This is a genomic window from Sneathiella chinensis (genome assembly GCF_012720115.1).
GTDB lineage: Bacteria > Pseudomonadota > Alphaproteobacteria > Sneathiellales > Sneathiellaceae > Sneathiella > Sneathiella chinensis.
Genome location: NZ_VNWN01000007.1, coordinates 333,921 through 359,128, shown reverse-complemented (window position 1 = coordinate 359,128; position 25,208 = coordinate 333,921). Strand labels below are relative to the sequence as shown.

The 25,208-nt window shown below is 55.7% G+C and carries 27 protein-coding genes and 1 tRNA gene; 18 read left to right on the top strand and 10 right to left on the bottom strand.

The genetic code is table 11. The annotated features are described in order from the left end of the window. Positions 1–103 precede the first annotated feature (103 nt). The 4 genes from FQB27_RS14160 (at position 104) to FQB27_RS14145 (ending at position 2,305) form a co-directional block, all read left to right on the top strand. Positions 104–409, top strand: coding sequence for an integration host factor subunit alpha (locus tag FQB27_RS14160; RefSeq protein WP_169561702.1), 306 nt, complete (start codon positions 104–106; stop codon positions 407–409). Between the two features lie 14 nt (positions 410–423). Continuing rightward, positions 424–921 (top strand): MerR family transcriptional regulator, encoded by a 498-nt coding sequence (locus FQB27_RS14155; RefSeq protein WP_240953516.1) that lies wholly within the window; start codon positions 424–426, stop codon positions 919–921. Positions 922–1,027: 106 nt separating this feature from the next. Continuing rightward, a tRNA-Pro gene (locus FQB27_RS14150) sits at positions 1,028–1,104 on the top strand. A gap of 139 nt (positions 1,105–1,243) precedes the next feature. Beyond that, the gene (locus tag FQB27_RS14145) at positions 1,244–2,305 is read left to right on the top strand and encodes a COX15/CtaA family protein (protein WP_169561701.1); all 1,062 of its coding nucleotides are present in this window, start codon (positions 1,244–1,246) and stop codon (positions 2,303–2,305) included. A 157-nt stretch (positions 2,306–2,462) separates the two neighbouring features. On the opposite strand, the gene FQB27_RS14140 is transcribed toward FQB27_RS14145, so the two are convergent. From FQB27_RS14140 to FQB27_RS14115, 6 genes are all read right to left on the bottom strand, one after another. Next, on the bottom strand, positions 2,463–3,230 hold the full coding sequence (locus FQB27_RS14140) for a hypothetical protein (RefSeq protein ID WP_169561383.1): 768 nt from the start codon (positions 3,228–3,230) through the stop codon (positions 2,463–2,465). A 48-nt stretch (positions 3,231–3,278) separates the two neighbouring features. After that, complete coding sequence (locus FQB27_RS14135; protein ID WP_169561700.1) at positions 3,279–4,100, bottom strand: CsgG/HfaB family protein; 822 nt, start codon at positions 4,098–4,100, stop codon at positions 3,279–3,281. Beyond that, positions 4,090–4,485 carry a hypothetical protein gene (locus FQB27_RS14130; protein WP_169561699.1) on the bottom strand — a complete coding sequence of 132 codons (396 nt, stop codon included), beginning with the start codon at positions 4,483–4,485 and terminating at the stop codon, positions 4,090–4,092. The genes FQB27_RS14135 and FQB27_RS14130 overlap by 11 nt, the downstream gene beginning before the upstream one ends. A 266-nt stretch (positions 4,486–4,751) precedes the next feature. Beyond that, a complete protein-coding gene (locus FQB27_RS14125; RefSeq protein ID WP_169561698.1) occupies positions 4,752–6,032 on the bottom strand; it encodes an O-acetylhomoserine aminocarboxypropyltransferase in 1,281 nt (426 codons plus the stop codon). After that, the gene (locus tag FQB27_RS14120) at positions 6,019–6,522 is read right to left on the bottom strand and encodes a CoA-binding protein (protein ID WP_169561697.1); all 504 of its coding nucleotides are present in this window, start codon (positions 6,520–6,522) and stop codon (positions 6,019–6,021) included. Before FQB27_RS14120 ends, FQB27_RS14125 begins: the two co-directional genes overlap by 14 nt. A 3-nt stretch (positions 6,523–6,525) precedes the next feature. After that, a complete protein-coding gene (locus tag FQB27_RS14115; RefSeq protein ID WP_380683354.1) occupies positions 6,526–7,323 on the bottom strand; it encodes an enoyl-CoA hydratase in 798 nt (265 codons plus the stop codon). A 222-nt stretch (positions 7,324–7,545) separates the two neighbouring features. Here FQB27_RS14115 and FQB27_RS14110 point away from each other — a divergent pair, with 222 nt between their 5' ends. The 3 genes from FQB27_RS14110 to rpsI all read left to right on the top strand — a co-directional run bounded on the left by FQB27_RS14110 (position 7,546) and on the right by rpsI (position 9,185). Next, positions 7,546–7,965 carry a PaaI family thioesterase gene (locus FQB27_RS14110; protein ID WP_169561696.1) on the top strand — a complete coding sequence of 140 codons (420 nt, stop codon included), beginning with the start codon at positions 7,546–7,548 and terminating at the stop codon, positions 7,963–7,965. Between the two features lie 234 nt (positions 7,966–8,199). Beyond that, complete coding sequence (gene rplM / locus FQB27_RS14105) at positions 8,200–8,664, top strand: 50S ribosomal protein L13 (protein WP_169561695.1); 465 nt, start codon at positions 8,200–8,202, stop codon at positions 8,662–8,664. A gap of 2 nt (positions 8,665–8,666) precedes the next feature. Beyond that, entirely contained in the window at positions 8,667–9,185 is a 519-nt protein-coding gene (rpsI, locus tag FQB27_RS14100) for a 30S ribosomal protein S9 (RefSeq protein ID WP_206374683.1), read from the top strand. A gap of 175 nt (positions 9,186–9,360) precedes the next feature. Here rpsI and FQB27_RS14095 read toward each other — a convergent pair whose 3' ends face one another. Beyond that, entirely contained in the window at positions 9,361–10,257 is an 897-nt protein-coding gene (locus FQB27_RS14095; protein ID WP_169561693.1) for a hypothetical protein, read from the bottom strand. 557 nt (positions 10,258–10,814) lie between these two features. On the opposite strand from FQB27_RS14095, the gene FQB27_RS14090 reads away from it, so the two are divergent. After that, the gene (locus tag FQB27_RS14090; protein ID WP_169561692.1) at positions 10,815–11,336 is read left to right on the top strand and encodes a PAS domain-containing protein; all 522 of its coding nucleotides are present in this window, start codon (positions 10,815–10,817) and stop codon (positions 11,334–11,336) included. A 21-nt stretch (positions 11,337–11,357) separates the two neighbouring features. On the opposite strand, the gene FQB27_RS14085 is transcribed toward FQB27_RS14090, so the two are convergent. Then, positions 11,358–11,987, bottom strand: a complete 630-nt coding sequence (locus FQB27_RS14085) for a CatA-like O-acetyltransferase (protein ID WP_169561691.1) — start codon at positions 11,985–11,987, stop codon at positions 11,358–11,360. 178 nt (positions 11,988–12,165) lie between these two features. Here FQB27_RS14085 and FQB27_RS14080 point away from each other — a divergent pair, with 178 nt between their 5' ends. Continuing rightward, positions 12,166–12,762, top strand: coding sequence for a TetR/AcrR family transcriptional regulator (locus FQB27_RS14080; protein WP_169561690.1), 597 nt, complete (start codon positions 12,166–12,168; stop codon positions 12,760–12,762). After that, positions 12,759–13,718, top strand: a complete 960-nt coding sequence (locus tag FQB27_RS14075) for an MBL fold metallo-hydrolase (protein WP_169561689.1) — start codon at positions 12,759–12,761, stop codon at positions 13,716–13,718. The genes FQB27_RS14080 and FQB27_RS14075 overlap by 4 nt, the downstream gene beginning before the upstream one ends. Before the next feature lie 76 nt (positions 13,719–13,794). Here FQB27_RS14075 and FQB27_RS14070 read toward each other — a convergent pair whose 3' ends face one another. Continuing rightward, on the bottom strand, positions 13,795–14,445 hold the full coding sequence (locus FQB27_RS14070) for a LysE family translocator (protein ID WP_206374681.1): 651 nt from the start codon (positions 14,443–14,445) through the stop codon (positions 13,795–13,797). A 355-nt stretch (positions 14,446–14,800) separates the two neighbouring features. On the opposite strand from FQB27_RS14070, the gene FQB27_RS14065 reads away from it, so the two are divergent. The 6 genes from FQB27_RS14065 (at position 14,801) to argC (ending at position 20,446) form a co-directional block, all read left to right on the top strand. Then, entirely contained in the window at positions 14,801–15,862 is a 1,062-nt protein-coding gene (locus FQB27_RS14065; protein ID WP_348540536.1) for an extracellular solute-binding protein, read from the top strand. An 82-nt stretch (positions 15,863–15,944) separates the two neighbouring features. Continuing rightward, positions 15,945–17,090: an ABC transporter ATP-binding protein gene (locus FQB27_RS14060; RefSeq protein ID WP_169561687.1), complete on the top strand. Its 1,146-nt coding sequence runs from the start codon at positions 15,945–15,947 to the stop codon at positions 17,088–17,090. Continuing rightward, positions 17,087–17,950 carry an ABC transporter permease gene (locus FQB27_RS14055; RefSeq protein ID WP_169561686.1) on the top strand — a complete coding sequence of 288 codons (864 nt, stop codon included), beginning with the start codon at positions 17,087–17,089 and terminating at the stop codon, positions 17,948–17,950. Before FQB27_RS14060 ends, FQB27_RS14055 begins: the two co-directional genes overlap by 4 nt. Positions 17,951–17,961: 11 nt before the next feature. After that, positions 17,962–18,822, top strand: a complete 861-nt coding sequence (locus FQB27_RS14050; RefSeq protein ID WP_169561685.1) for an ABC transporter permease — start codon at positions 17,962–17,964, stop codon at positions 18,820–18,822. Positions 18,823–19,024: 202 nt separating this feature from the next. Continuing rightward, complete coding sequence (locus FQB27_RS14045) at positions 19,025–19,336, top strand: hypothetical protein (RefSeq protein ID WP_169561684.1); 312 nt, start codon at positions 19,025–19,027, stop codon at positions 19,334–19,336. 42 nt (positions 19,337–19,378) lie between these two features. Further along, positions 19,379–20,446 carry an N-acetyl-gamma-glutamyl-phosphate reductase gene (gene argC / locus FQB27_RS14040; RefSeq protein WP_169561683.1) on the top strand — a complete coding sequence of 356 codons (1,068 nt, stop codon included), beginning with the start codon at positions 19,379–19,381 and terminating at the stop codon, positions 20,444–20,446. Positions 20,447–20,582: 136 nt separating this feature from the next. On the opposite strand, the gene FQB27_RS14035 is transcribed toward argC, so the two are convergent. Continuing rightward, on the bottom strand, positions 20,583–22,403 hold the full coding sequence (locus FQB27_RS14035; RefSeq protein WP_206374679.1) for a PHA/PHB synthase family protein: 1,821 nt from the start codon (positions 22,401–22,403) through the stop codon (positions 20,583–20,585). A gap of 230 nt (positions 22,404–22,633) precedes the next feature. On the opposite strand from FQB27_RS14035, the gene FQB27_RS14030 reads away from it, so the two are divergent. Both FQB27_RS14030 and FQB27_RS14025 read left to right on the top strand, forming a co-directional pair. Further along, positions 22,634–23,875: an OmpA family protein gene (locus FQB27_RS14030; RefSeq protein ID WP_169561682.1), complete on the top strand. Its 1,242-nt coding sequence runs from the start codon at positions 22,634–22,636 to the stop codon at positions 23,873–23,875. 114 nt (positions 23,876–23,989) lie between these two features. After that, positions 23,990–25,201 (top strand): LL-diaminopimelate aminotransferase, encoded by a 1,212-nt coding sequence (locus FQB27_RS14025; RefSeq protein ID WP_169561681.1) that lies wholly within the window; start codon positions 23,990–23,992, stop codon positions 25,199–25,201. Positions 25,202–25,208 lie beyond the last annotated feature (7 nt).

The window sequence follows — 25,208 nt, the reverse complement described above, 5'->3', positions numbered from 1 at the left end:
GTGAATCACTCTGATTCCCGTTCTGTTCCGGGAAATATCCCCATAACAGTTGACGGTCTTTTCTGCTGTGATAATCCTTTAGCAACGGTGCGAGGTGGGAAACATGAGCAAAAATACACTGACCAGAGCAAATTTGGCCGAAGCAGTTTACCAAAAAGTTGGTTTGTCCCGTAATGAGTCTGCCGCGTATGTAGAGGAAGTCCTGGGCGAGATTGCCGATCGTCTTGCCGGAGGCGAGTCCGTCAAGATTTCATCCTTTGGCAGTCTGCAGGTTCGGCAGAAAAGCGGGCGTGTGGGCCGCAACCCGAAAACCGGCGAGGAAGTCCCCATTGAGCCGCGGAAGGTTCTGGTGTTCCGGGCTTCCCATGTCCTCAAAGACAAGATCAATAACGGCGTCCGTGAAGGCTGATCTGGCGAACGGAGATGGCCGAAAGTATGGTGCGCAAGACCCAAAAAGACCCGGATGCGTTCAGGACGATCAGTGAAGTATCGGACGAACTGGACGTGCCTCAACATGTCCTGCGGTTCTGGGAAACGAAATTCGCTGTTGTCAAACCGCTGAAACGCGGGGGCGGTCGGCGCTATTATCGTCCTGCCGATGTGGAACTGATCCGGGGCATTCGCGATCTTTTGTATACCCACGGCTTTACCATCAAGGGCGCGCAAAAGCTGCTGAAAGAGCAGGGCGGGAAGATTGGCAATATTGATGCCCTTAAAAATCCGGCACCGGTTTCTGTCTCTCTGACGTCTGACGGGGATGACAGTCCGGCGGATGCGGCTCCGGCTCCGACCGAGGAGGCCGCCGCAGCAGCAGCGCCTGCCGGACAGAATACCGATCTTGACGAGGGTTCGAGGGCGCGGCTTCACGCCATCCGGGAGGAGCTTAAAACCCTTCGGGAGGTGCTGGCGAGCGCGCTGTAACCCGCAGTTTTAAAGGGGTTTTAAAAAAAGTTACCCGAAGCACACAGAGGCGTTGCAATGGCTGAACAGGAAAGCTATAGTGCGCGCCGATTGACACACCCATTGGCGGGCAGTAGCGCAGCCTGGTAGCGCACTATACTGGGGGTGTAGGGGTCGTCGGTTCAAATCCGGCCTGCCCGACCAACAAGAAGGCCTCGGCTCTTGCAGCCGGGGCCTTTTTTGTTGCCCTGCATTGTCCGGGGGTGGGACCCGCGACGCGAACGGGGCGGGATGCGATTCTATTTTCGTTGCATATTTTCCACCCGGCGGTATCTTCTCCGCCATGATGACGATGACTTCTTCCTTTTCCGTAACCCGCAGTCGTGACGATGCCCGCCTTGTGGCCGGCTGGCTGTTGACCGTGGCGTTTCTTGTTTTCTGTATGGTGGTTCTGGGCGGGGTGACGCGCCTGACCGAATCCGGCCTGTCCATGGTGGAATGGCGCCCGGTAACCGGCTGGCTACCGCCCCTGACAGAGCAGGCATGGGATGCGGAATTTGAGAAATATAAGGCCTTCCCGGAATACCAGAAGGTCAACAAGGGCATGTCCCTGTCCGCATTCAAGGAAATTTATGCCTTTGAATATGGCCATCGTCTTTTGGGACGGATTATCGGTCTGGCCTTCTTTGTACCGTTTGTCCTGCTGTTGATTGCCGGGCGCATCCGCCTGGCGCAGGTTCCCCGGTTGCTGATGCTGTTTGTTCTGGGCGGCTCGCAAGGTCTGATGGGATGGGTCATGGTGAAAAGCGGCCTGATCGATCAGCCGGATGTCAGCCATTATCGCCTGACGGCCCATCTGGCGCTGGCCAGCCTTATTCTGGCGGCGCTGTTATGGTCGGCCCTTGATTTGCTGTATCCGGGGCAGGCCGGTGTGCGCGGGCGCCCGGAACGACTGGTCCGGTGGAGCCGGATTGTTCTGGCCCTGATCGGGCTGCAAATCTTGATCGGCGGCTTTGTGGCGGGCCTGAAGGCCGGGCTTATTTATAACGAATGGCCGTTGATGGGCGGCCAGTTCGTGCCCGAGGATATTTTCCATATGACGCCGTGGTACATGAATTTCATGGAAAATGTGGCGACGATTCAGTTCACGCATCGCATGGTCGCCTATGCGGTAACGGCGGCCGTGATCCTGTTGTTCCTGTTTGCCCGCAAGCCGGGGACGGGGGACCGGGCCCGCGCCGGGATTACCTTCCTGCTGTTCGCGGTGTTGGCGCAGGTGCTGATCGGTATCTGGACCCTGATCACGGTTGTCCCGGTATCCTTGGGCGCCCTGCATCAGGGGATGGGCATGATTGTCCTTGCGCTGGCGGTCTCCGTCGTCCACGAACTGTCGGCCCCGCGCTGACAGAAAAAGGCCAGCCCGAAGGCTGGCCCAAAACCCCGACCCCTGAAATCCGTCAGGATCGGATGCGGGTAAGGATCGTCATTGCAGGATTGACAATCGGTTCCATGTTCATCACTTGGTTCGCGAGGCGTGGAAGTTACCTTGATGCACGGCCTGTTCAGTTGTCTCCATCATGATGGTCATCATCTTCGTCTTCGTCATCATTGCCGTTGCCGTTGCCGTTGCCGTGGCCGTTGCCGTTGCCGTTACCGTTACCGTTACCGTTGCCGTTACCGTTGCCGTTACCGCCCTCATCGCTGCTGTCACTATCGGCACTTGCTTCTGCAGTCGCATTTGCTGATGCGTAAGCAATCAAGGATAGGTAAAGGTTGATGTTTGTTTCGTTGGAAAAGTCAGTGTTGGCAAGTGTATCAGAAAGTTGCTTCAATGCCCATGTGTTGTCGGAGAGTGCGCCTGCGTACATTTCAAAGTACTCAGTGAGCATTGACGCGACTTCGGGGTCCATACCTGCCCATCCAAGTGTGTGCCCGACCTGGGAGTTGCTGAGGGTGACCAGTGAGCCGGTATTCTGGAAATAGAAGCCGCTGGTTTGTTTCCCGTCCTCGTCTGTTTCTTCCTGTAGATCGGGGAAGTTATTGTTCGCAATCTGAGTTAGGTTCGGCCCGGCGTTGATACCGGAGTAAATGATGCTGCCAGAGGGTAAGACCATTTCAATAGGCTCAATTGTCTGGCCTTGAGTGCCGGTGGCAGGACGCATGCCGAAGAAATTGACACTGTTATTACCGACCTGATTGGCGATATTGCCATGGTTAACTGAGTCACCATAGAGAGAGCCTGTTTGTCTCGGGGTTTCGGTGGCGTGGGAGATTGACGCAACCATCAGAAGCGGCAGGGCTGCGAGTGGCAGGATAAATTTCTTAATCATACTGAATATAACTCCAAATAATGAAAAGGCCCCCCTGTGGGGTGGTTATCAGGTTTTTTGTTTTAGAACGGGTTGGTCGCCCGAGGCGGCGGTGGTTTCTTCGACCCCCTCGATGGCGTCGACGATTTGTTCGCATTCCTCGGCAAGGGACGGATGGGTCTGCTTGAGCAGGGAATAGAGACCAAACTGCAGCATGGAGCGGAGGGAGAGTTGTAGCGGTTCCCGGTTCCCGGCGCTGAAATCCACATCCACGAGGGTGGAGCCGAAGAAACGCCCGATGCCGAAGCCGGCCTCATCCGCAAAAATCTGCTTTGAGATATTGACCGCGCCAATCACCTCGGTGGTGCGGGCATCGGTCAGGTGCAGGTCAAGCCCCACAAGGGCGCGGTGCTGGCGATAGCGGGGGCCGATCCCGGCAATGGTGACCTCGGCGGCGGCCCCGGGAATGAAGTCGAGTGTGTTGATGGAGCCGGAAATATAATAATCCATGGGCATGAAGTTGTCAGGCTTCAGGATGCCCCACTTGACCTCCATGATGCTAAGGCGCGGATCCCGGCGATTGACCGTTTTCTCGGCGCCGGCATCCCGCAGGATCGTTTGCACCATGTCACCGGCCCCCTGACTGACAAACCGGCCGGTTCCTTCAAGGTCGGTGGCAATCTTGCCGGTGGCGTCGGTGATTTCACCCACAGCCCATGTTCCGGTCATCACGTTCTGACCGGCGATGCACTGCACCAGCGTGTTATAGGGGGTGGAGACGGTCTGGACCGGTGGGCCCTGTTCCAGCGTGATGTTTTTCCCAGAGGACGCAACGCAGCCACTGAGGAAGAGGAGGGACGCCCCGGTCAGGAGTGCGGCTTTAATCGGCATGGGATCCTCCCACGTCGCAGGTGTTATCGCCGGTGGAATCTGTCTGGTTCAGATTGTTTTCGTCCAGTTGCGCCTGTGTGGTGACCGGGCCGCAGTTGATGGCGCCAACCTCTGCACCGGTGATCACGCTATCGGAAATGATGATCTGTGAGCCGATATTGGTGCTGGAATAGTAGCTGTTATAGGTATTGAAGCCGTCATAAAAGCCGCCCTTCGCCTTGGCAATCATGTCGGCGGTGTTGGATTTGATGCCCCTTTCATAGGCGCTTTGATTTCCAACGCTGCTGGACCAGTTTCGTCCGGCGCTTTGAGGTTCCGCCGTGGCATGGAACAGGGGCACGGACAGGAGCGCTGTCACGGCAATGAAAAGAACAGGGGTTTTCATTTTTCCCTCTCTGATTGTGGTGTTTGTCAGAACAGGGAAATTGGGAAGCGATATTTTAAATTCAACTAAAATAAATGAATATTTTAATTATTTTTTAAATTAATAATATCGTATTCATGTTGGTGGTTTAAATATTCGCTCAACAAGTTCTGTATTTTAAATGGAATGTCTTAAATGAAAAAGGGCCGTTTCTGGTTTGTCTCAGAAACGGCCCGACTTTTAATTTGGTTGGTGTGGCGAACTACCGGTCACACAGCATTTTATCTTCAGGCGCTGGCCAGCGCCTTTTCCAGATCGGCAATGATGTCATCCGCATGCTCGATCCCGACGGACAGACGAATGACGTCCGGTCCGGCACCCGCAGCGATTTGTTGTTCTTCGCTGAGCTGGCGGTGGGTGGTGGAGCTTGGGTGAATGATCAGGCTGCGGGTATCCCCAATATTGGCGAGGTGGGAGAACAGTTCCACAGTCTCGACCATCTTGATCCCGGCTTCATATCCGCCCTTGATGCCAAAGGTCAGAACCGCGCCGCCGCTGGCATCCTTCAGGTATTTCTTGGCGAGCCCGTGATAGGGGTCGTCTTCCAGACCGGCGTAGGACACCCAGGAAACCTTGTCATGGTTCTTCAGGAAGGTGGCGACCTTCAGGGCATTTTCGCCATGCTGCTTCATGCGGAGGTGCAGGGTTTCGATGCCGGTGGTGATCATGAAGGCGTTGAACGGCGACAGGGCCGGGCCCAGATCCCGCAGGCCAAGCGCCCGGCAGGCAATGCCAAAGGCCAGTTCACCAAAGGTTTCGTGGAACTTCATGCCGTGATAGGACGGGTTCGGCTCGCTCAGGGTCTTGAACTTGTCACTGGCGCTCCAGTCGAACTTGCCGGAATCCACAATCATGCCGCCAACGGAGTTGCCGTGCCCGCCAAGGAACTTGGTGGCGGAATGAACCACAATATCTGCACCCCATTCGATGGGACGGCACAGGTACGGGGTGGCCAGAGTGTTATCGACGATGAGGGGAATGCCTGCCTCATGGGCAATCTTGGCAATGGCCTCGATATCGGTGACCACACCGCCCGGGTTGGCGAGGCTTTCGATGAAGATGGCCTTGCATTTCGGGGTGAGGGCAGCCTTGAAGTTGTCCGGGTTGGCCGGATCGACAAAGCGGACATTCCAGTCGAATTTCTTGAAGGACTGGCTGAACTGGGTGATGGACCCCCCATACAGACGGCTGGACGCGAGGAATTCATCGCCCGGTTCCATCAGGGTGTGGAAGACAATCATCTGCGCTGCATGACCGGAGGCAACCGCAAGACCGGTGGCGCCGCCTTCCAGGGTGGCGACGCGTTCTTCCAGAACGGCATTGGTCGGGTTGGTCAGCCGGGAATAGATGTTCCCGAAGGCCTGCAGGTTGAAAAGTTCGGCTGCGTGGTCCACGTCATCGAAGACATAGGAGGCAGTCTGGTAAATCGGTGTAATACGAGCCCCCGTGGTCGGGTCCGGGGCGGCCCCGGCATGTACGGAGAGAGTCTCGAATTTAGGATTTGACATTACGGTTTCCTAGTAACTGATTGCGTTTTGATGAAATAATGCGCGAACGGCCCCCCATATAGGCGATTTCGCCCGACAGACGGCCAAACTCGATTTTCGGACAGCGGTTCATGACGACCCGCAGGCCCGCCCCCTCGGCCAACTCGGCGGCTTCGGGGCTGATGACACCCAACTGCATCCAGAGCACCTTCGCACCAATGGCAATGGCGTCTTTCGCAATGGCGGGAATGGCGTCGGAATTGCGAAAGCAATCCACCATATCCACCGGTTCCGGGATGTCACCCAATGTGGCGTAAACTGTCTCTCCCAGCAGTTGTCCGCCTGCCTTGCCGGGGTTGACCGGCAGGACGCGATAGCCCTTTCTTTGCATGTAGCGCATGACAAAATAGGATGGTCGGACCGGGTTGTCGCTTGCCCCTACAACGGCAATGGTCTTCACATCCTTCAGGATATCGCTGATATAGTTGTCTTCGTAGGTTTCGTGGTCCATGACCTATTTGCCTTGCCACGTGGGATCGCGTTTCTCAAGAAACGCCGAGATACCCTCTTTGGCATCCTGTGTCTGCATATTTTCCGCCATCACCCGCGACGCAAGGTCATAGGCCTGATCCAGCGGCAGGGAAAGCTGCTGGTAGAAGGCGGTCTTGCCGATACTGACGGTCAGCGGAGACTTGGCGGCAATGCGCCGGGCAAATTCCGCAACCGTTCCCGCCAGATCAGCGGCGGGGACGGCCCTGTTGATAAGGCCGATCCGGGCGGCATGTTCGGCATCAACAAGGTCGCCGCCCAGCAACATTTCCATGGCATGCTTCGGGGCCACATTGCGGCTGAGCGCCACCATGGGGGTGGAGCAGAACAGGCCGATATTGACCCCCGGCGTCCCAAAGCGGGATGTATCGCTGGCAAAGGCAAGGTCGCAACTGGCAACAAGCTGGCAGCCCGCCGCCGTTGCCACACCGTCCACCTTGGCGATTACCGGCTTTGGCAGGTTGACCACCGTTTGCATCATGTGGCTGCACTGGTCGAACAGGGCCTGCATGGTGTCAAGTCGGCTGTCGCCGATGACTTCTTTCAGGTTATGTCCTGATGAAAAGGCCGGGCCTTCCGCCTCGATCACCACAACATGGATGTCCCGCCGGTCCGCAAGGGCGGTCAGAGCGTTTGTGATATCTGTCATCATGGCCGAGGACAGGGCATTCCGGCTGCTGGCGTCGGTCAGGCACAAGGTGGCGACACCCTCTTGGGTGGTGACCCGCAGGCGCTCACCTCCGGTGTCTTGCCGGTGTGGCATGTCCTGTTCTTTCATGGTGCCATCCTGTCTTGTCGGTTCAGGCATGTCCCTGTTCCCCGCCGCTTTTCACGCTGTTGTCCTGCGCCTAGCTTAACCCTTTTCCGTCTTGGTTCAATTGCTTATCACACCCGGTGCAGACACGGGGGATATTTCTCGCTCGACTGGAACAGGAGCATGGCATAATAAGGAAACGATTACATAACAAAAAAGAAGAGTAGTGCCATGCCCGTTATGACCCCTGCCATGCTGGAGCAGTTTATTCTGGATGAGTTTCCGCAGGTCAATCACCTCAACTGCAAGATCCATTCCGTGGATGACGAGAATATTGAGGTCTCCATGATCGCGAGCGACCGTCACCTGCGTCCAGGCGGTACCGTTTCCGGTCCGGCCATGATGGAACTGGCGGATGCCACCATGTATTTCCTGTTGCTGGCGCAAATCGGTCCCGTGGCACTGGCCGTGACCACCAATCTCAGCATCAATTTCCTGCGCAAGCCCGCGCCGGGACGGATTATTGCCCGGGGACGGATTCTGAAACTGGGGAAAACCTTGGCGACCGGCGATATCTCGCTTTATTCCGAAGGCAGCGACGATCCGGTGGCCCATGTGGTGACAACCTATTCCATCCCGCCAAAACGCTAGTGTTTTCAAGGGCTTTTCGCAGCCGTTCCTGACCGGTGGGGAAGGGCCGCCGCAAGGGCCTTCTGAAATGCCCTCAAAATTTGCGGTATTATGATACCTCATACGTAGGGCGGTGAATTTATTGCGTTTTTTCGTTTGACTTGGCCCCAAAGTGAAATTATACACAGCCTTCAAGTTTCAGGGGTTATTGTGCCCTTGTTTGTTTTGGCACGCTGTAGCGAAGGCTGAATATAGATGAAAACCTATTCTGCAAAACCGACAGAGGTTGAGAAGAAGTGGCTGTTGATCGACGCTGAAGGGCTCGTTCTCGGTCGTCTCGCCGCTATCGTTGCGAACCGTTTGCGCGGTAAGCACAAACCAATGTACACACCGCACATCGATTGCGGTGACAATGTTGTCATCATCAATGCTGAAAAAGTAGGGCTGACCGGCAACAAGATGAAGAACAAGACGTTCTACTGGCACACCGGTCACCCGGGCGGCATCAAGAGCCGTACTGCCGAGCAGACCCTGAACAGCGCGCACCCTGAGCGCCTGATCATGAAAGCGGTACAGCGCATGCTGCCGCGCGGTCCGCTGGGACGTGCTCAGTTCGGTAACCTGCGTGTATACGCTGGCACAGAGCATCCTCATGAGGCTCAGCAGCCTGAAGTGCTGGATGTTGCTTCCATGAACTCTAAGAATACAAGGAGTGTTTGAGTATGTCTGACGAAGCAACCTCCCTTGAAGACCTGAAAAACCTGACAACCGGCGCTGCTGCCGAAGCAGGTTCAGAAGTCATCGAAGCTGCCGACGTTCTGGATGTTGAACTGCCGGAGCCGAAAATCGACGAGCATGGCCGTTCCTATGCGACAGGCAAGCGTAAAAACGCTGTTGCCCGCGTCTGGATCAAGCCGGGTAACGGCAAGGTCACCATCAACGGTCGCCCGCAGGAAGAATATTTCGTTCGTCCGGTACTGCGCATGATCATTGGCCAGGCCTTTGGTGTTGCCGATCGCGTTGGTCAGTTCGACGTTGTCTGCACCGCAAAAGGCGGCGGATTGTCCGGTCAGGCAGAAGCCGTTCGTCACGGTATCTCCAAGGCCCTGACTTACTACGAGCCGGCTCTGCGTCGTCCGCTGAAAGCCGCTGGCTTCCTGACACGCGACAGCCGTGTTGTTGAGCGTAAGAAATACGGTCGCGCGAAAGCCCGTCGTAGCTTCCAGTTCTCAAAACGTTAATCTGCTGGCGTCCGCGCCACGGAACAGAAAGGGTCGCCATTTGGCGGCCCTTTTTTTGTGCCTGAAGGAAGGAGGAGAAAGCGTAGCTGTAGGGTTTGTTTGTGGCTCATTGCTTAAAGGGTTTTGCGTATTGTCAGGTTATGGCTAAGCGTTGGTAAACATTATTCTATAAAATTTATTTCTGTGTACTCTTGGGAGATTTTCTTGGCCGTCTTGAGAAAAGAGTATCAACTAAAAAATAAGTGATGCCGAATAGAAAGCCTTCAAATAGTGCCTCTCCAAATATTGAAAACTCTTCGATATTAATTCCGTCGGATATATCTAGGTTTTTTGAATAAGCTTTGAATATTGCGAAGCATGCTGAGAAAAAAAGGATAATTTTTATTCTTCTGATTTTTGACTTCTTGATCCGTTGTTCAGTTAAGTTTTCTGTTATTCTCTTGGTGAACTCTTCTGGGTTTCTTTCTTTAAGATCACTTAACTCATACACTTCGCCATAATCGTTAAACGGTGTTGGTATCCATTTCCATACGAGTAAGAGGAACCCGCAAATTTCGCAGAGTACAGAATAGCCGATAAGTGTATAGCTTAACGCTGTTGGGTGGCTGGGCTTCTGGTAGAAGTCTATAAATAGGTATATTTTTGCAACAGTTGGTAAAAACAACGCAAAAATCAGCAATAATAAAAGCCACAGAATTATTAACAGGTGGGGCACATATGCGAATTGTGTTTCTGTTTGATGTTCTGTTTTGTGGAATGTTATTTCTCGAAGTGTTCCCTGTTTCCATTGAAGTAACCAATTGGCTCTGTGCTCGCTGGGAATTTTCTCTTTGGCGTAGGAAGAGATGGTATCGGTAAGATCTCTTGCGAAAAGGGCGACTGCCGATGAAATTAAAAACAAGGTGGAAATAACAGAAAGGAAAAATTCTTTAATTAAAAGTATGTTTTCACTGGATATGTCAAGAAAGTTAAAGTTCTTTCCCAATGTTACGTTTGAAGCGAATAAGGTAAAAAGGCATACTGACGCCGTTATGTAAGTGTAGTGCCAATAGGAATTTAATTCAGAAGGCACGAGTAAAAACGTTACTAATAAATTTTTCATTATAAAATTCTTCGTTTATATCGGCTCGTATTTTTTCCCTCAATTCAGCATCTTGTCCGGCGCGGAGTGTGTGCCAAGTTCTCTTTACAAAAGTCATATCTATACGGTTCTCATCGTAATTAGTGATTTCCCGTATCACTCTAATGGAGCGCCTTGAGGTAAGTCATCAGGTTTTAGTGTCTTCAGTATATCCGTTCTCGTTTAAATTGTGGTTTTTGAGGATATCTTTTTTTTAAGGTCTGACGGGTATGGGTTGTATGTAGTGATATGATTCTCTCGTTTGCGGCGGAGAAGGGGCCGTTGCGGGGATAGCGGCGTTCATTTCGCAGGCGGCGGATATTCGGTTTCCCCGCAAATGAAGGGGTAAGGGGAGGGATGGGGTGTTTATAAGTCGAAACGCATAAAATGAGTTGAAATTTAATCAGTTTCGGTAACTATGCATAGAAAAGGGATAGATAAACACAATACGGCATAACTAAAGACCTAGTGCTGGGGGCGGTGCGGGGTGCTTTAAAAGGGGGACGATTTTGACCGCGTACGGGCATATTGATTGGCAGGCCGATGATATTGCTGAATTTGTACAATACTGGCGGGGGGTTCAGGGAGAAGGGGGCATACCAAGGCAGTCCGATATCGATCCTGCGGAAATCCGGCATTTGCTGCCGGGGGTGGCGATCTGTGAAATGCGGGCCAGCGACCATATCCATTGCCGTCTGGTCGGGACCGGCCTTGTTCATGACTTCGGGCGGGAGCTGACGGACAGCAATTTCCTTGATATGTGGCAGGACAGTCACCGCGGGGAGGTGTATGAGGCCCTGCAGGCGGTTACATCCGGCCCATGCGGTATTCTGGTCACGCTGGCGGCAACCACCGAATGCGGACTGACCCTTACGGCCTATGCGGTGGGATTACCGCTTCTGGATGGCGAGGGTGATCCCAATCGCCTTATTTTTCATGTTGCGTGGCCGGAGCGGTCCGGCAGCCGGGTTCCGCGAGAGGACAAGGTAGAAACCTTCGCCGTTGCCCGCCGGACATTTTTCCCGGTCTGACCGGCCTTGACGGCCCGCCCTTCAGGAAAAGGGATGTGATTTCAGGGTTTCCTCGGTCCGCTGGAGGAAGAGGGAGGCGTGATAACCGTCCATGAGGGCATGATGCGCCTGCAGGTTGAGGGGCAGGCTCCAGCGGTCATTTATCTTGCTGATCCGGCCCCAGGCAATACGCGGAATGCAATCATCCGGGCCATTGGTTGGATGTGTCAGGCCGGTAAAGTGGGTCCACGGGGCGCAGGACAGATAGGTCCATTCATCGGTCTTGGTGGTTTGGGTCAGGACCGTCTGGGCCTTCCCGGCGGCAATTTCCGCCGTGCAAAGGGCATTGAACCGTGTCCAGTCATCCGTGAACCGCACCTGACAAAATGCAAACTGGTTGCCCTTGATGGGAACGGTGAAGGACGGGTGGGTGACCTCATGTTCCACCACCGCATCACCGCGCAGGCGCAGGCGCATTTCCGGGATGCTGTTCACGGCTGTCATGATGGCAAAAAGAACCCCATTGAACACGCTGATCCCTGTGGGTTTTACCTCTTCCATGAACCGGGTGGCGTCAATGTCGGCGGTGATGCTGAAATGAGGGTTGGCCGTTTTCCTGAACAACTCGTATGAACCACGGCGGTCCCATTGCCGGATGTCGATTTCTTTCACAGCAGCCTCGATCTGGTGTTGGTTTCTAGTGTTGTAGCATGACCGGCACGGGATTGCGCCTGATCTTTGAAAAGGAGGGGCGCGAGGGATCGCTGAGAAAATACTTGCCATGGGCGCGAAATCAATAATATATAGACCGGTCTATTTTATTGAGGGACAAGAAAAAGGGAAGGTCTTCATGAGCATGAAGAAGGGGGAGCAGACACGGCAACGGCTTGTTGCGGCCGCGGCTGGCCTGTTTCAGGAGAAAGGCTACGCCGCAACGGGCCTCAGCGATATTACGCGGGCCGGAGAGGTTCCGAAGGGGTCGGTTTACTTCCATTTTCCGGGCGGCAAGGAAGACATTGCCGTCGCGGCAGTGGAGCAGGGGCGGGACCAGATACTGGAAGGCTTGAGGATGGTTGCCGACAGTGCGGGAACCTTGACAGCGAGGCTGGACGCGATCCTTGATCATTTCGCCGAGATGCTGGCTGCGTCTGGATATGCCAAGGGCTGCCCCATCGGGGCGCTGGCCGGTGAGTTGTCGCCTGTCTCTTCCAAGGTTCAGGGGGCGTGTGCCGGGGCCTATTCTGCGTGGCAGGAAACATTGCAAGGGATACTGGCCCCGGATGGAAGCCGCGAAATGCAGGCCCGCCAAGGGGCGGAGCTGTTCCTGTCGGCGGTGGAAGGGGCCTTGTTGCTGGCCCGGACATATCAGGACAGGGGGCCGCTGGATCGGCTGAAGGGGACGCTTGTCCCGGTAATCGTGAATTTGATGGAGGGGGAGAGGTCATGAAGAAGGTATTGCTGGGCGGTATTGGGCTGCTATGTGCGGCGGCGGGTGCGTTGGTCTGGTCATCCTGGCCGTCCCGTATCGACCTTGGGTCATATCCGGAAAAGCCGGTACTGGAAAGCCGGATCAATATGGACCCGGCTGAGATGGCGCCGGTACGGTTGTATGGCTTTTCGACCGGGTCCAACCAATCGCCAGAAGCCCTGATCTTTCAGGGGGGCAGCCTGACGGAGACGCATGTTTCCGTGTTTTCCGGTGTGCTGGTGGAGCATGAAAAGGGCCGTTTTCTGTTCGAAGGGGGTATTGGGCGGGATATTGACGATCAGTTCCAGAACAACATGAATTTCTGGCAGCGGGAATTGTTCAAGTTCGAAAAGGATGAACCGGCGGTGGATCAACTGGCCCGTGCCGGGATCGGGGCGGGGGATCTTGATTTCGTTCTGCTGTCCCACCTGCATTGGGATCATGCCGGTGTGGCCGCTGATTTTCCGGCGCTTCCCGTCGCGGTGACAGAGGATGAATATAAATGGGCCATGCAAAGCGGAGAGGGGCCGGGCTTCTTCCGGGAGCAGTATGACGGGGATTTCCCGTGGCGTTTCATCCGTTTCGAGGATGGGCCTTTTGAGACCTATGACCGGTCATGGGATGTTTACGGGGATGGCAGTGTTGTTGTCGTGCCGTTCAAGGGGCACACGGCGGGAAGTCTTGGCATGTTCGTGACCACCGGTGCAGGAGAGCGCCTGTTGTTTATCGGGGATGTGTCATGGGCAGAGAGGGCGCTTCATATTCCGTCCCTTCGGCCTGCTTTGACCCAGCCGCTGGTGGATCTGGATATGGAGGATTTGCGCGAGGTTCTGGCCGATATCCATTACCTGATGAAGCGATACCCGGACCTGCGGGTTATCCCGACCCATGACAAGCGCATGATTGATACCCTGCCGTCCCTGACGGAGCGGTAGAGGTTAGCGGCTGCTGAGGTTTGGGCGCCGAGTGGGGCCGGGTGGGTGCCGGGTGGGTGCCGGGTCAGGCGCCGGGTCAGGCGCCCTCTCTCAGCAGGTCCCAAAGGTCCTTGGCCGGAATGATGGCGCCCAGCAGCATGACCGTGCTGCCTGCGGCCCGTGTCATCCATGCGCCGCCGCTTTTGCTGTGGCTGAGGAAGGTGGTGATGAACCCGGCGAACAGGCCGACCGACCCCATGACGAACAGGGCTGTCAGTTGGAACAGGACGCCGAAAAAGACAAACTGGCTTGTGGTGTGGCCTGCATCGGTGTCCACAAACTGCGGCAGGAAGGCAAGGAAGAACAGGGCCACCTTCGGGTTCAGGATATTCATGAGGATGGTCTGGCGGTAAATGCGGCCAAGTGGCGGTTGTGCCGTGTCGCCTGACATCTGGACCGGCCCGCTTTTCGCAATCTGCCAGCCGATATAGATGATATAGGCCGCCCCTGCATATTTGATGATGCCGAACAGAAGGGGGGAGGATGCCAGAATCGCCGACAGGCCAAGGGCAGCCAGCGTGATATGGACGAAAATGCCACTGACCAACCCAAGCGCGGCAACAAGGCCAGCTCGTGGTCCCTGCGCCAGTCCCCGCATGGCCACATAGACGATGTCAGGCCCGGGGGCGACCGTCAGAAGAAAGGCGGCAGATAAAAATAGCAGTATGGTCGAAAAATCGGGTATCATCGTAAAAACGCCCTCGGTCGGTTGTGGGGAGAAGGTATCCGTTCGTCTGGGGGAAGACAAGAAAAACGGAAGGCAAGGGAGGCTTTCGCAATGTTTCAATATCTTTCGAAATATTGTCAAATTTCTTTCAAGAAATATTCGTTGCTTTGAAAAACACCGTTGCGTAGGGTTGTCATCCGCTGGTATGAACCATCGCAAAACGAGCTGTCGTTGTTGGGTTTTAAGATTAAAAATTTACCGCAAACATTTGATTTTGCTTGTTAAATTGCGTTTGGTGTGACAAAGCTGGTATATCTGATACGAACAAGCAGCCAAATATTCGAGGAGGCGCGATATGTTGAAACAGAAACTGAAAATGGTGACGGGGCTTTTGGTCGGTGCGTCCGTTCTGGGACTTTCCGGTGCGGCCAATGCTGAAACGCTGCGTCTTTTGACATGGGGGGGATATGCCCCGGAAAATGTCATCGAGCTGTTCCAGAAGGAAACCGGCATCGAGGTTGAGGTCACCAAATCCAACAACGAAGACATGATTTCAAAGCTGCGGGCCACAGGTGGTTCCGGCTTCGATCTGGCACAGCCGAGCCAGGACCGGATTGCCGGTGCCCAGTTCGAGCATGAAATCTACAAGCCGATCGATCTGTCCAAGATCAATGCTGACCTGTTCATCGCCTCCATGATGGACGGCACCAAGAAGAACACCACGGTTGACGGCAAGGTTTACGGCGTTCCGCACATCTGGGGAACAAGCGGCCTGATCGTGAACCGCAAGGAAGCCGGTTCCATTGCGGACTATACCGACCTGTGTTCCGAAGCGGTTGCCGGCAAGGTCTCCTACCGTCTGAAGCGTCCGACCCTGATCGGTTTCGCCTTCTCCATGGGAATGGACCCGTTTGCGGCCTATGACGACACCGCCAAATACAGCGAAATCATGGGTAAGGTCGAAGAAAAACTGATCGACTGTAAATCCAACGTGAAATCCTACTGGTCCGGTGGGGATGCCCTGATGAACCTGATCCGCTCTGGTGAGGTCACCGCAGCCATGGCCTGGGATACAGGTGGATGGAAGCTCAATCAGGAAAATGCTGACGTGACCTTCGTTGCGCCGAAATCCGGTGCGCTTGGCTGGATCGACACCTTTGCGCTGCCGGCCAAGACCAAGAACGAGGAAGCCGCCTACAAGTGGATCAACTTTGTGATGCAGCCGAAGATTGCGGCCATGATCACCGCTTCTGCCGGCAACTTCACCGCGTCCAAGGGTGCGGATGAGTTTGCAGAACCGGCCCTGAAAAAGCAGTTCCAGGACAGCTTCCCGCCGGAAGCCATCGACAACATCAAATGGTATCCTCCGGTACCGGCTGGTCTTGAAGATATCGAAGGCAAGGTTCTGGATCGTGTGAAAGCGGCTCAGTCCAACTAATCGACGATGATGAGCGCGCCCCTTCGCAGAAATGCGAGGGGGCGTCTTTGTATTTTTAATTGTGAATTTTAAGGTATCCCGGATGGCGAATGGAGCGGACGTGAGCGAGTTTGATCTGGAATGCAGCAACCTGACAAAGCGGTTTGGCGGGTTTACGGCTGTAAACAATATTTCCTTTAATATCCCGAACGGATCTTTCTTTTCCATTCTGGGACCATCAGGGTGCGGCAAGACCACCTTGCTGCGGATGCTGGCCGGTTTTCTGGAGCCGGATGAAGGGGATATCCGTATCAAGAACCGTTCCATGTTGGGGGTGCCCCCCAACAAGCGGCCCGTGAATATGGTGTTCCAGCATCTGGCGCTGTTTCCCATGATGACAGTGGCCGAAAATATCGCCTATGGCCTGAAGCGGCAGGGCGTGCCCAAGGCGGAAATCGCGGTCAAGGTTCAGTCTGCGCTGGACCGGATCAATCTGCCGGACGCAGGTCCCAAACGGGTTGACCAGCTTTCCGGCGGACAGAAACAACGGATCGCCATTGCCCGCTGTCTGGTTCTGGACCCGGATGTATTGCTGCTGGACGAGCCGCTGGGCGCGCTGGACCTGAAACTGCGGGAACACATGAAGGTGGAACTGAAACAGCTTCAAAGTCAGTTCGGCACCACCTTTGTCTATATCACCCACGACCAGTCCGAGGCGCTTGTCATGTCCGATCAGGTGGCGGTCATGAATAACGGTGTCTTTGAGCAGGTCGGTGATCCGCAGGACCTTTACTATAATCCGAAAACCGCCTTTGTGGCCGGGTTTGTTGGCGACACCAACCGCTGGAAAGGGGTTGTGAAGGCAACCTCCGGGAGTGAGGTTCAGGTGGCCACCGATGATGGCCTGACCCTGACCGCCACCGGTATCGGGCAGGGCTGCAAGACCGGGGATGCGGTCGATATCTTTGTCCGCCCGGAAAGTGTCGCGCTCAGCCGGTCGGCGGACGCGCTGTCGGGCATGGAAAATCGCCTTGCCGGTCAGGTCAAGAATGTCCTGTTCAATGGCGCCAACAGCCGTATTCTGGTGCAGGACCCGACCAATGGCGGCGAGATCATGGTTACCCTGCCGCAAACCGGCGAGTTCAATGATCTGCGGGCCGGGCAGGACCTGCATCTGGGATGGAAGCTGTCCCAAGCCAAATGCTTTGCGCAAGAGGCCGGAAAAGCCTCCGGGGCGGAGGTCGCATGAAGCTCGGAAATTCCTCAAAACTGGGCCTGCTGCTTCTGATGGCACCGCTGCTGATCTGGCTGTTTGCCCTGATCCTGCTGCCTCATGTGGACATGTTCTTCCTGTCAATCCGGGAAAAGGTTGCGCCGCGGGTCTATCAGACCAGCATGGCCAACTATATGGAGTTCTTTAACGAGCCGCTCTACTGGAACACCTTCGCGCGGACGGCCGTCATGTCCATCCTGACCACGGCCATCACCTTGCTGATCGCTTTTCCGATCTCCTACTATATTGCCAAGATGCTGAAAGGCCGGATGAAGGCGTTTCTGTTCGTGCTGTGTTTGCTGCCCTTCTGGGTCAGTGAACTGGTCCGCACCTTCGGCTGGATGATCCTGCTGCGGGAAACGGGGATTGTCAGTTCCACCCTGCAATGGATGGGCGTTGTCGATGGCCCGATCGAGTTCCTTTATACGGATGCGACAATCCTTGTGGGTCTGGTCTATTCGTCCATGCTGTTCATGGTGGTCCCGTTGGTGAGCACCCTTGAAAGTCTGGATGACAGCTATATCGAGGCGGGATACGACCTTGGCGGCAACGGCTTTACCGTGCTGCGGGAAGTAGTAATCCCCCATGCCATGCCGGGTATTGTTTCCGGCTGTATCGTGGTGTTCATGCTGTCTCTTGGCAACTATCTGACGCCCGTGTTGCTGGGCGGCAAGGACAGCCTGTGGTTCACCGAGCAGATTTACGCGCAGTTCATCACCCGCTTCAACTGGGAGCAGGGGGCGGCCTTCGGGTTCCTGCTGTTGATCCTGTCTTCCCTGATTGTCTGGGCCGGTCTGAAACTCAGCCGCCAGACCCTGTCTGAAACAATGGGTTAGGGGAGCGTATCATGATTTCATCCATTCCCCAGTCACGGACATTCCGCGGTATCTATGCCGCCTATGTGTCCCTGTTCTTTATCTATCTGGTGGTGCCGCTGGTTGTTGTGGCGGTGTTTGCGTTCAACGATTCCCTGTTTCCGTCCTTGCCGTGGAAGGGCTTCACGCTGGACTGGTTCTTCAATGATACCGAACCCCGGTTGGGGGTCTTTCATGACCGGGGCATCCTGAAGGGTGTCGGGGTGTCGCTGTTCGTGGCCTTCTGGGTGACGGTCCTGTCCCTGTTTGTGGGGACCTGCAATGCGTTCCTGTTTGAACGTAACAGCTTCCCGTTCAAGAATGTCCTCTATGTGATGGCCCTGCTGCCGCTGGTCATTCCGGGGATTATTCTGGGTATTTCCATTCTGGTATTCTCCAACTCGCTCGTGAACGGGGTGGAGGATCTTCTGGGATGGGAGCTGGAATTCCTGCGGCCGGGTCTTGTGCTGGTGATTTTGGGCCAGTTCTCCTTCATCACCACAATCAGCACGCTGGTTATCTCCGCCCGGCTTCGCAAGTTTGACCTGTCTCTGGAAGAGGCGGCGCTCAACCTTGGGGCCAGCAAGATGACCGCTGTCTGGACCATCACCATTCCCTACCTGAAACCGGCCTTGGTCGGGGCGGGGATCGTGGCCTTCCTGATGTCGTTTGAAAACTTCAATACGACCCTGATGCTGGTGGCATCGGATTCGCCGCTGACCATCACCATGTTTGACCGTCTGCGCGAGGGGTCCACACCGGCCCTGAACGCGATCTCGCTGCTGCTGATGATCGTGTCGGCCATTCTGGCCTTCATCAGTATTCTGGTACAGCGCGAGAAGGGCGTGAAATAACCGGTCAGAACCGGACCCGGGCGGAGGCGATAACGGCTCCGCCCTTTTTTTTGCCTGCGCTGTCCTTTTGGGCGGCGGAAGGCACGCTGGCAGGGGCGCGGATGAAGGGGCCTTTGCAAAGGGGGCAAAATGATGTAGAAAGCTTCACCTTTTCAGCAATGGATTTCAGTGAGAAAATAAAGTGGAATACCCGATCAAGACTATGGAAAATGTCACTCTGGAAGACCTTGGAATTACTGCGGTTTCCGAAGATGCTTTTACTTTGACCATCAAGGGCTATTCCCATCGCCTGACCGGCGAGGAACTGATTACCGAGATGACGGATCAGCTTGATGTGCGGGGATCCGTTCGCAATGCGCTTCTGCGGAAGGCGCAAAAAGAGATTCTGGCAGGACTGAAACGCGGCCCCTTGCGATTAGGGGAAGAGGAACGCGAAAGTTTTGATTTGAACATCCTGATTTGGTTCGCCGATAAGGTTTTGAAGGGCGAACACAAATCCTACCTGACAGAATAATCTCAAAAAGGGAGCGAGCCGGAAGCGGTTCGCACAAGAAAAATGACAGCGACAGCAACATCAAAAAAGATCAAGGCCGGTATCCTGGGGGCCAGTGGCTATACCGGGGCGGAAGCCATGCGGCTTTTGCTGCGGCACCCGTCTGTTGAACTGACCCTGCTGACCGCCGACCGTAAAGCCGGACAGAGCGTTGAGGAAGTCTACCCTCATCTTGGGGGCTATGGTTTGCCGGACATGGTCTCTGTTGAGGATGCGGACTGGAATTCCGTGGATGTGGTCTTTTGCGGCCTTCCCCACGGGACCACACAGGAAATTATCGCGACCCTGCCGAAAACGGTGAAGGTGGTGGATATGTCCGCCGACTTCCGTTTGCGGGACCCGAAAACCTATGCCGAATGGTACGGCGGGGAACACACGGCGCTGGACCTTCAGAAAGAGGCGGTTTACGGCCTGACAGAGTTGTACCGGGATCAGGTGCGGGATGCCCGTCTGGTCGCGTGCCCCGGCTGTTACCCGACCGCGACCCTGATTGCGCTGTTGCCGCTGGTTGAGGCCGGGCTGGTTGATCCGCTGGATCTGGTGATTGATGCCAAGTCCGGCGTCAGTGGGGCCGGGCGCGGATTGAAGCAGAACACGCTTTTCTGTGAAGCTGGCGAAGGGCTGAGCCCTTACGCGGTGGCAAGCCACAGGCACGCCCCGGAAATCGAGCAGGAAGTGGCAAAATTTGCGGGTCTTGCAGCAGCGGACGTTCGGGTCAACTTTGTCCCCCATCTGGTTCCCATGAGCCGGGGCGAGTTGGTGACCTGCCACGTTCGGTTGAGCGAGAGGAAAACGGCTGCGGACCTGCGGTCAGAGTTTGAAAACCGGTATCAGGGTGAGCCCTTTGTCCGGGTGTTGTCCGCCGGCGCCATTCCCCAGACTCAGATGGTCCGGGGATCGAATAATTGTGTGATCGGTGTGTTCGAGGATCGTATTCCCGGCCGGGCGCTGGTGATTGCGGCCATTGACAATCTGGTCAAGGGCTCCAGCGGTCAGGCAATCCAGAACATGAACCTGATGTTTGGTCTTGAAGAAACCGCGGGACTGGAGCAAGCGCCCCTGTTCCCGTAAAATAACAAAAAAAACGGAGGAACTCTCAATCTAGGGGCTGTTGTCCTGTCAGACGTGAAAAGGGGGCCCAAGGCCCCCTTTTTTTGTGGTATTGCCCTGCCTGTTCGGCGCGGGCACGGGCGGGGCAGTCTCAGCCTCAGCCCTTGCGGCCCAGCTTTGCCTTGGTCTTGACGTAGGAGCCGGGCGCATCCTCGATCGGTTTCAGTTTGCCCTTGGCCGGGTCGCGGGCGGCAACCTTGGCCCCCGATTTTTTGGACAGCCACTTGTGCCAGTCCGGCCACCATGATCCGGGCAATTCCTCGGCATCTTTCAGCCATGCCTCGGCCGTCTCGTAGGTCTTGCCGGTCTTGTTGACCCAATGCTGGTATTTCTTGGCGTCGGGGTGGTTGATCACCCCGGCGATATGGCCGGAGCCAGCCAGCATGAATTCCGCCGGGCCGCTCATCAGCTTGGTGGCTCGGAAGACAGATTCAAACGGCGCGATATGGTCTTCCTTGCTGGCCTGGACAAAGATCGGGATGGTCACTTTGGACAGGTCGATCGGTTGTCCGCCCAGTGTCAACCCGCCCGGCTTGCTGAGCAGGTTTTGTTTATACATGTTGCGCAGATAGAAGCTGTGCATCTTCGGCGGCATGTTGGTGGTGTCGGAATTCCAGAACAACAGGTCGAACGGAATGGGCTCCTTGCCCATCAGGTAGTTGTTGATCACAAAAGACCAGATCAGGTCGTTGGACCGCAGCATGTTAAAGGTCATGGCCATGTTGCGCCCTTCAAGGAACCCGGCCTCGGCCATCTTGCGCTCGATCATCTGGATCTGTTCCTCGTCGGTGAACAGCAGCAGGTCCCCCGCATGTTCAAAATCCAGTTGCGCCGCGAAGAAGGTACAGGCCGTGATCCGTTTCTCTCCGACAGCGGCGAGATAGGCGAGGGTGGAGGCCATCAGGGTCCCGCCGATGCAATAGCCGATGGCGGTCACCTCTTTTTCGCCGATGGTGGCCTCAATGGCATCCAGTGCGGCCAGAATGCCTTCGGACATATAGCTTTCAAAGGTCTTGTCCAGATGCTGTTCATCCGGGTTGATCCATGAAATGACAAACACGGTATAGCCCTGATCGACGCACCAGCGGATGAAGGAGTTTTCCTGCTTCAGGTCAAGGATATAGAACTTGTTGATCCATGGCGGGGTGATCAGCAGCGGTTTCTTGTACACCTTGTCCGTTGTCGGGCTGTACTGGATCAGTTGCATCAGGTCGTTCTGGTAGACCACCTTGCCTTTCGAGACGGCGATATTCTCACCGACCACGAATTTCCCTTCCGGCACCATCTTGGGGTTCAGGACACCTTTCCCTTCCTGCAGGTCGTCCAGCAGGTTCTTCAGGCCATGAACCAGATTTTCACCCTTGGTCTCGTAGGTCTGTTTCAACACATCCGGGTTTGACCAGAAGAAGTTGGTGGGCGACAGGGCGTCCGTATACTGCTTGGTATAGAAGTCAATTTTCTTGCGGGTCGTGGCGTCCAGTCCCTCCACGTCGGCGACGGTGTCGTTGATCCATCGGGACGTCAGAAGGTAACTTTGCTTGATATAGTCGAAGATCTGGTTGCGGTTCCATTCCTCAGACTTGAAGCGCTTGTCGCCTTTTTCAGGCTCAATGACCGGTTTGGCCCCCTGGCCAGAGGCGGCAAGGGCCGCATTTTTCCAAAGCTCCATATAGCTGGACCACAGGCTGGCCTGCGCGTTCATCAGCTTGGCCGGGTCGGCCACCATCTTCTGGCTCAGTTCCAGAAAGGCCTTGCCGATATTGAACGGATCCGGGTCATATCCGGATTCGGCCTGTTGCTTGTAAAACTCCGTGATAAGCGCCTGGCTTTGCTGTGTGATCGTTGCCAGGTTGTCAGCAAATTCCTGACCGCTTTCCAGAACGGTGTCGCTGGCTGTTTTGTCTTTGCTGTCCTGCACCTCGAAAACCCCTCAAGTTTGCAAGTGAATCGGTCTTCCATATACCCCTATATATAATGTGTAATAAATAAACCCGGTTGAACATCAAAAAATTCCAAACCCGCAAGATTTTCTGGGTATCCTCTCGAAAACATTGCGGAATTGTCACCTATATGGTTTAAGTTGTGCGTGTTAAATGGAAACGACAAGTATGGGGCGTGACTCTTGTGGGGGTATGCATCCGGTGGTTTATGCAGGTAACAGGCAAGAAAATGGTGTTTGAGCAGATTTCCTCTTCAGGTGAACTCGAAAAGTTGAAGTCGGGTGTATCCCGACTGGCGCTGGGGGCTGTGATGCTTGCGGTGGCCGGTTGTTCAACCCCGGACTGGGCCGATCCGACCGACTGGTTCGATGGCAGCAGCGGCGATGCAGACCGCCCGCAACAGATTGAACAGCCACTGGACGAGGAAGGGGAATACCCCAATCTTGGCGATGTCCCGGAAGAGCCGGGAACCACGGTCTCGATTGAGGATGCCCGCACCATTCAGGAAGGCCTCAAGGCCGACCGGGCCAATGCCCAGTATACGGACGAGAGCCTGCGCGCCGACACTGCCGTTCAGCCAACCCCGAAACGCAAGCGGACCACCCCTCCGGCTCCAGCTCCGGCAGCGACCACCTCAGCGGTGGGTCCGGCCGTGACCGCGTCGCCGGTTCCGCCAGTGACCGCAGCCCCGGTTCAGGTGCCGCCGGTACCGAACAGCGCCGCACCGGTAACCCCGGGTGCCGTTTCCGCTGCCCCGGCAACGGCAGGGCAGATGCCCGCCGCCGCACCGATTACCTCGCCGCAGCAGGCCTACGCCCAGACGGTTCCGGGAACCGGCACCGTGGTGATTGATGGCAATGTGGGCAATGTCTATCAGCAGCAACTGGCTGCCTCTGCCGCGACCACAACAACCCTGCCGGCAAACACCCATTTCCAGCCGGCCCCCATGCAGCCCCTTGGGGCCAGCGCGGTAACGGTCCCGCAAATCGTTCAGGATACCTATAACCAGCCCATGGCGGCGGGCTATAATGCCGCTGTTTCCGGCGGTGCCGCCCCGGCCTATGGGGCCGGTGTTTCCGTTCCGGGGGCAAGCTCCGCCAAGCCGGATGCCGTGATCTATTTCGATGTGGGGTCATCCCGCATCGGTTCCGGCGACCGCCAGAAGCTGTCCGCGATTGCCAACGCACAGAAATCAGGCGGCGGCGTGATCCGCATTGTCGGTCATGCGTCCAGCCGGACACGGGAACTGCCGCTTGACCGTCACCTGATGGTCAACCTTCGCATGTCGCAGGAACGGTCCAGTGCGGTTGTCACCAGCCTGATCAATATGGGTGTCCCATCCGAACAGATTGTTGTTGAATCTGTCAGTGACCGGATGCGGGTGTCCGATGAATCCATGCCGAGTGAGGAAGCAAAAAATCGCCGGACCGAGATCTTCCTCGTCAGGTAAGAAAAATTTGTATAGATAATGTCTGAATTCTGCCTGTCTTCCTGAACCCGGCCCGGTGCCGCTGTCGGGGAGGCGGGTAGCCCTGTCCCCATATCCAACCTGAGAAAAAAGGCCATGAATCCCGAATTCCATCGCATTAAACGGCTGCCGCCATACGTATTCGAAGAAGTCAATCGTATGAAAGCCGAAGCGCGAGCGGCGGGAGAGGACATCATCGATCTGGGCATGGGCAACCCGGATACGCCGACACCGCCCCATATCGTCGAGAAACTGGTGGAAACCGTGCAGAACGGCCGGACCCACAGATATTCGACCAGTCGCGGTATTCCGGGACTGCGGCGGGCCAATGCGGCCTATTACAAGCGGCGCTTCGGCGTGGACATTGACCCGGAAACGGAAACCATCGCAACCCTCGGCTCCAAGGAAGGGCTGGCAAACCTTGCCATGGCCATCACGGCGCCGGGCGATGTGATCCTGTCCCCGAACCCCAGCTATCCGATTCACCCCTACGGCTTCATCATTGCAGGGGCCGTGATCCGTCACTTCGAGGTCGGGCCGGGCATCGACTTCTTTGAGGCACTGGAGCGGGGGATGCGCCATTGCATCCCGACACCGACCTGCCTGATTCTGAACTTCCCGTCCAACCCGACGGCAATGACGGTCGATCTGGACTTCTATCGCAAGGTGGTAGACTACGCCAAGAAGCACGGCATGTATATCCTGTCGGATCTGGCCTATGCGGAAATCTATTTCGGCGAGGAGAAGCCGCCGTCCATCCTGCAGGTGGAAGGGGCCAAGGATATCGCGGTCGAGTTTACCTCGCTCAGCAAGACCTATTCCATGCCGGGCTGGCGGATCGGCTTTGCCACCGGGAACCGCAAGCTGGTTTCCGCGCTGACCCGGATCAAGTCTTATCTGGATTACGGGGCGTTCACCCCCATTCAGGTGGCGGCAACAGCGGCGCTGAACGGCCCGCAGGACTGTGTTGAAGAAGCCCGCGCCATGTACCGGTCGCGCCGCGATGTAATGATCAGCGGCATGAAGGCGGCAGGCTGGGATATTCCCTCACCGGAAGCGACCATGTTCGCCTGGGCGCCGATCCCGGAACCTTTCCGGGAAATGGGAAGTCTTGAGTTCTCGAAGCTGTTGCTGCAAAAAGCACAGGTGGCGGTTGCGCCGGGTCTTGGCTTTGGTGAACATGGGGACAAGTTTGTCCGGATCGCCATGGTCGAGAATGAACAGCGGATCCGGCAGGCCTGCCGGAATGTGAAGAAATTTATGTCAGAGGCAGAAGCCCATCTGGCAGAGTATAAATCGAAAAGGTAATGGCAGA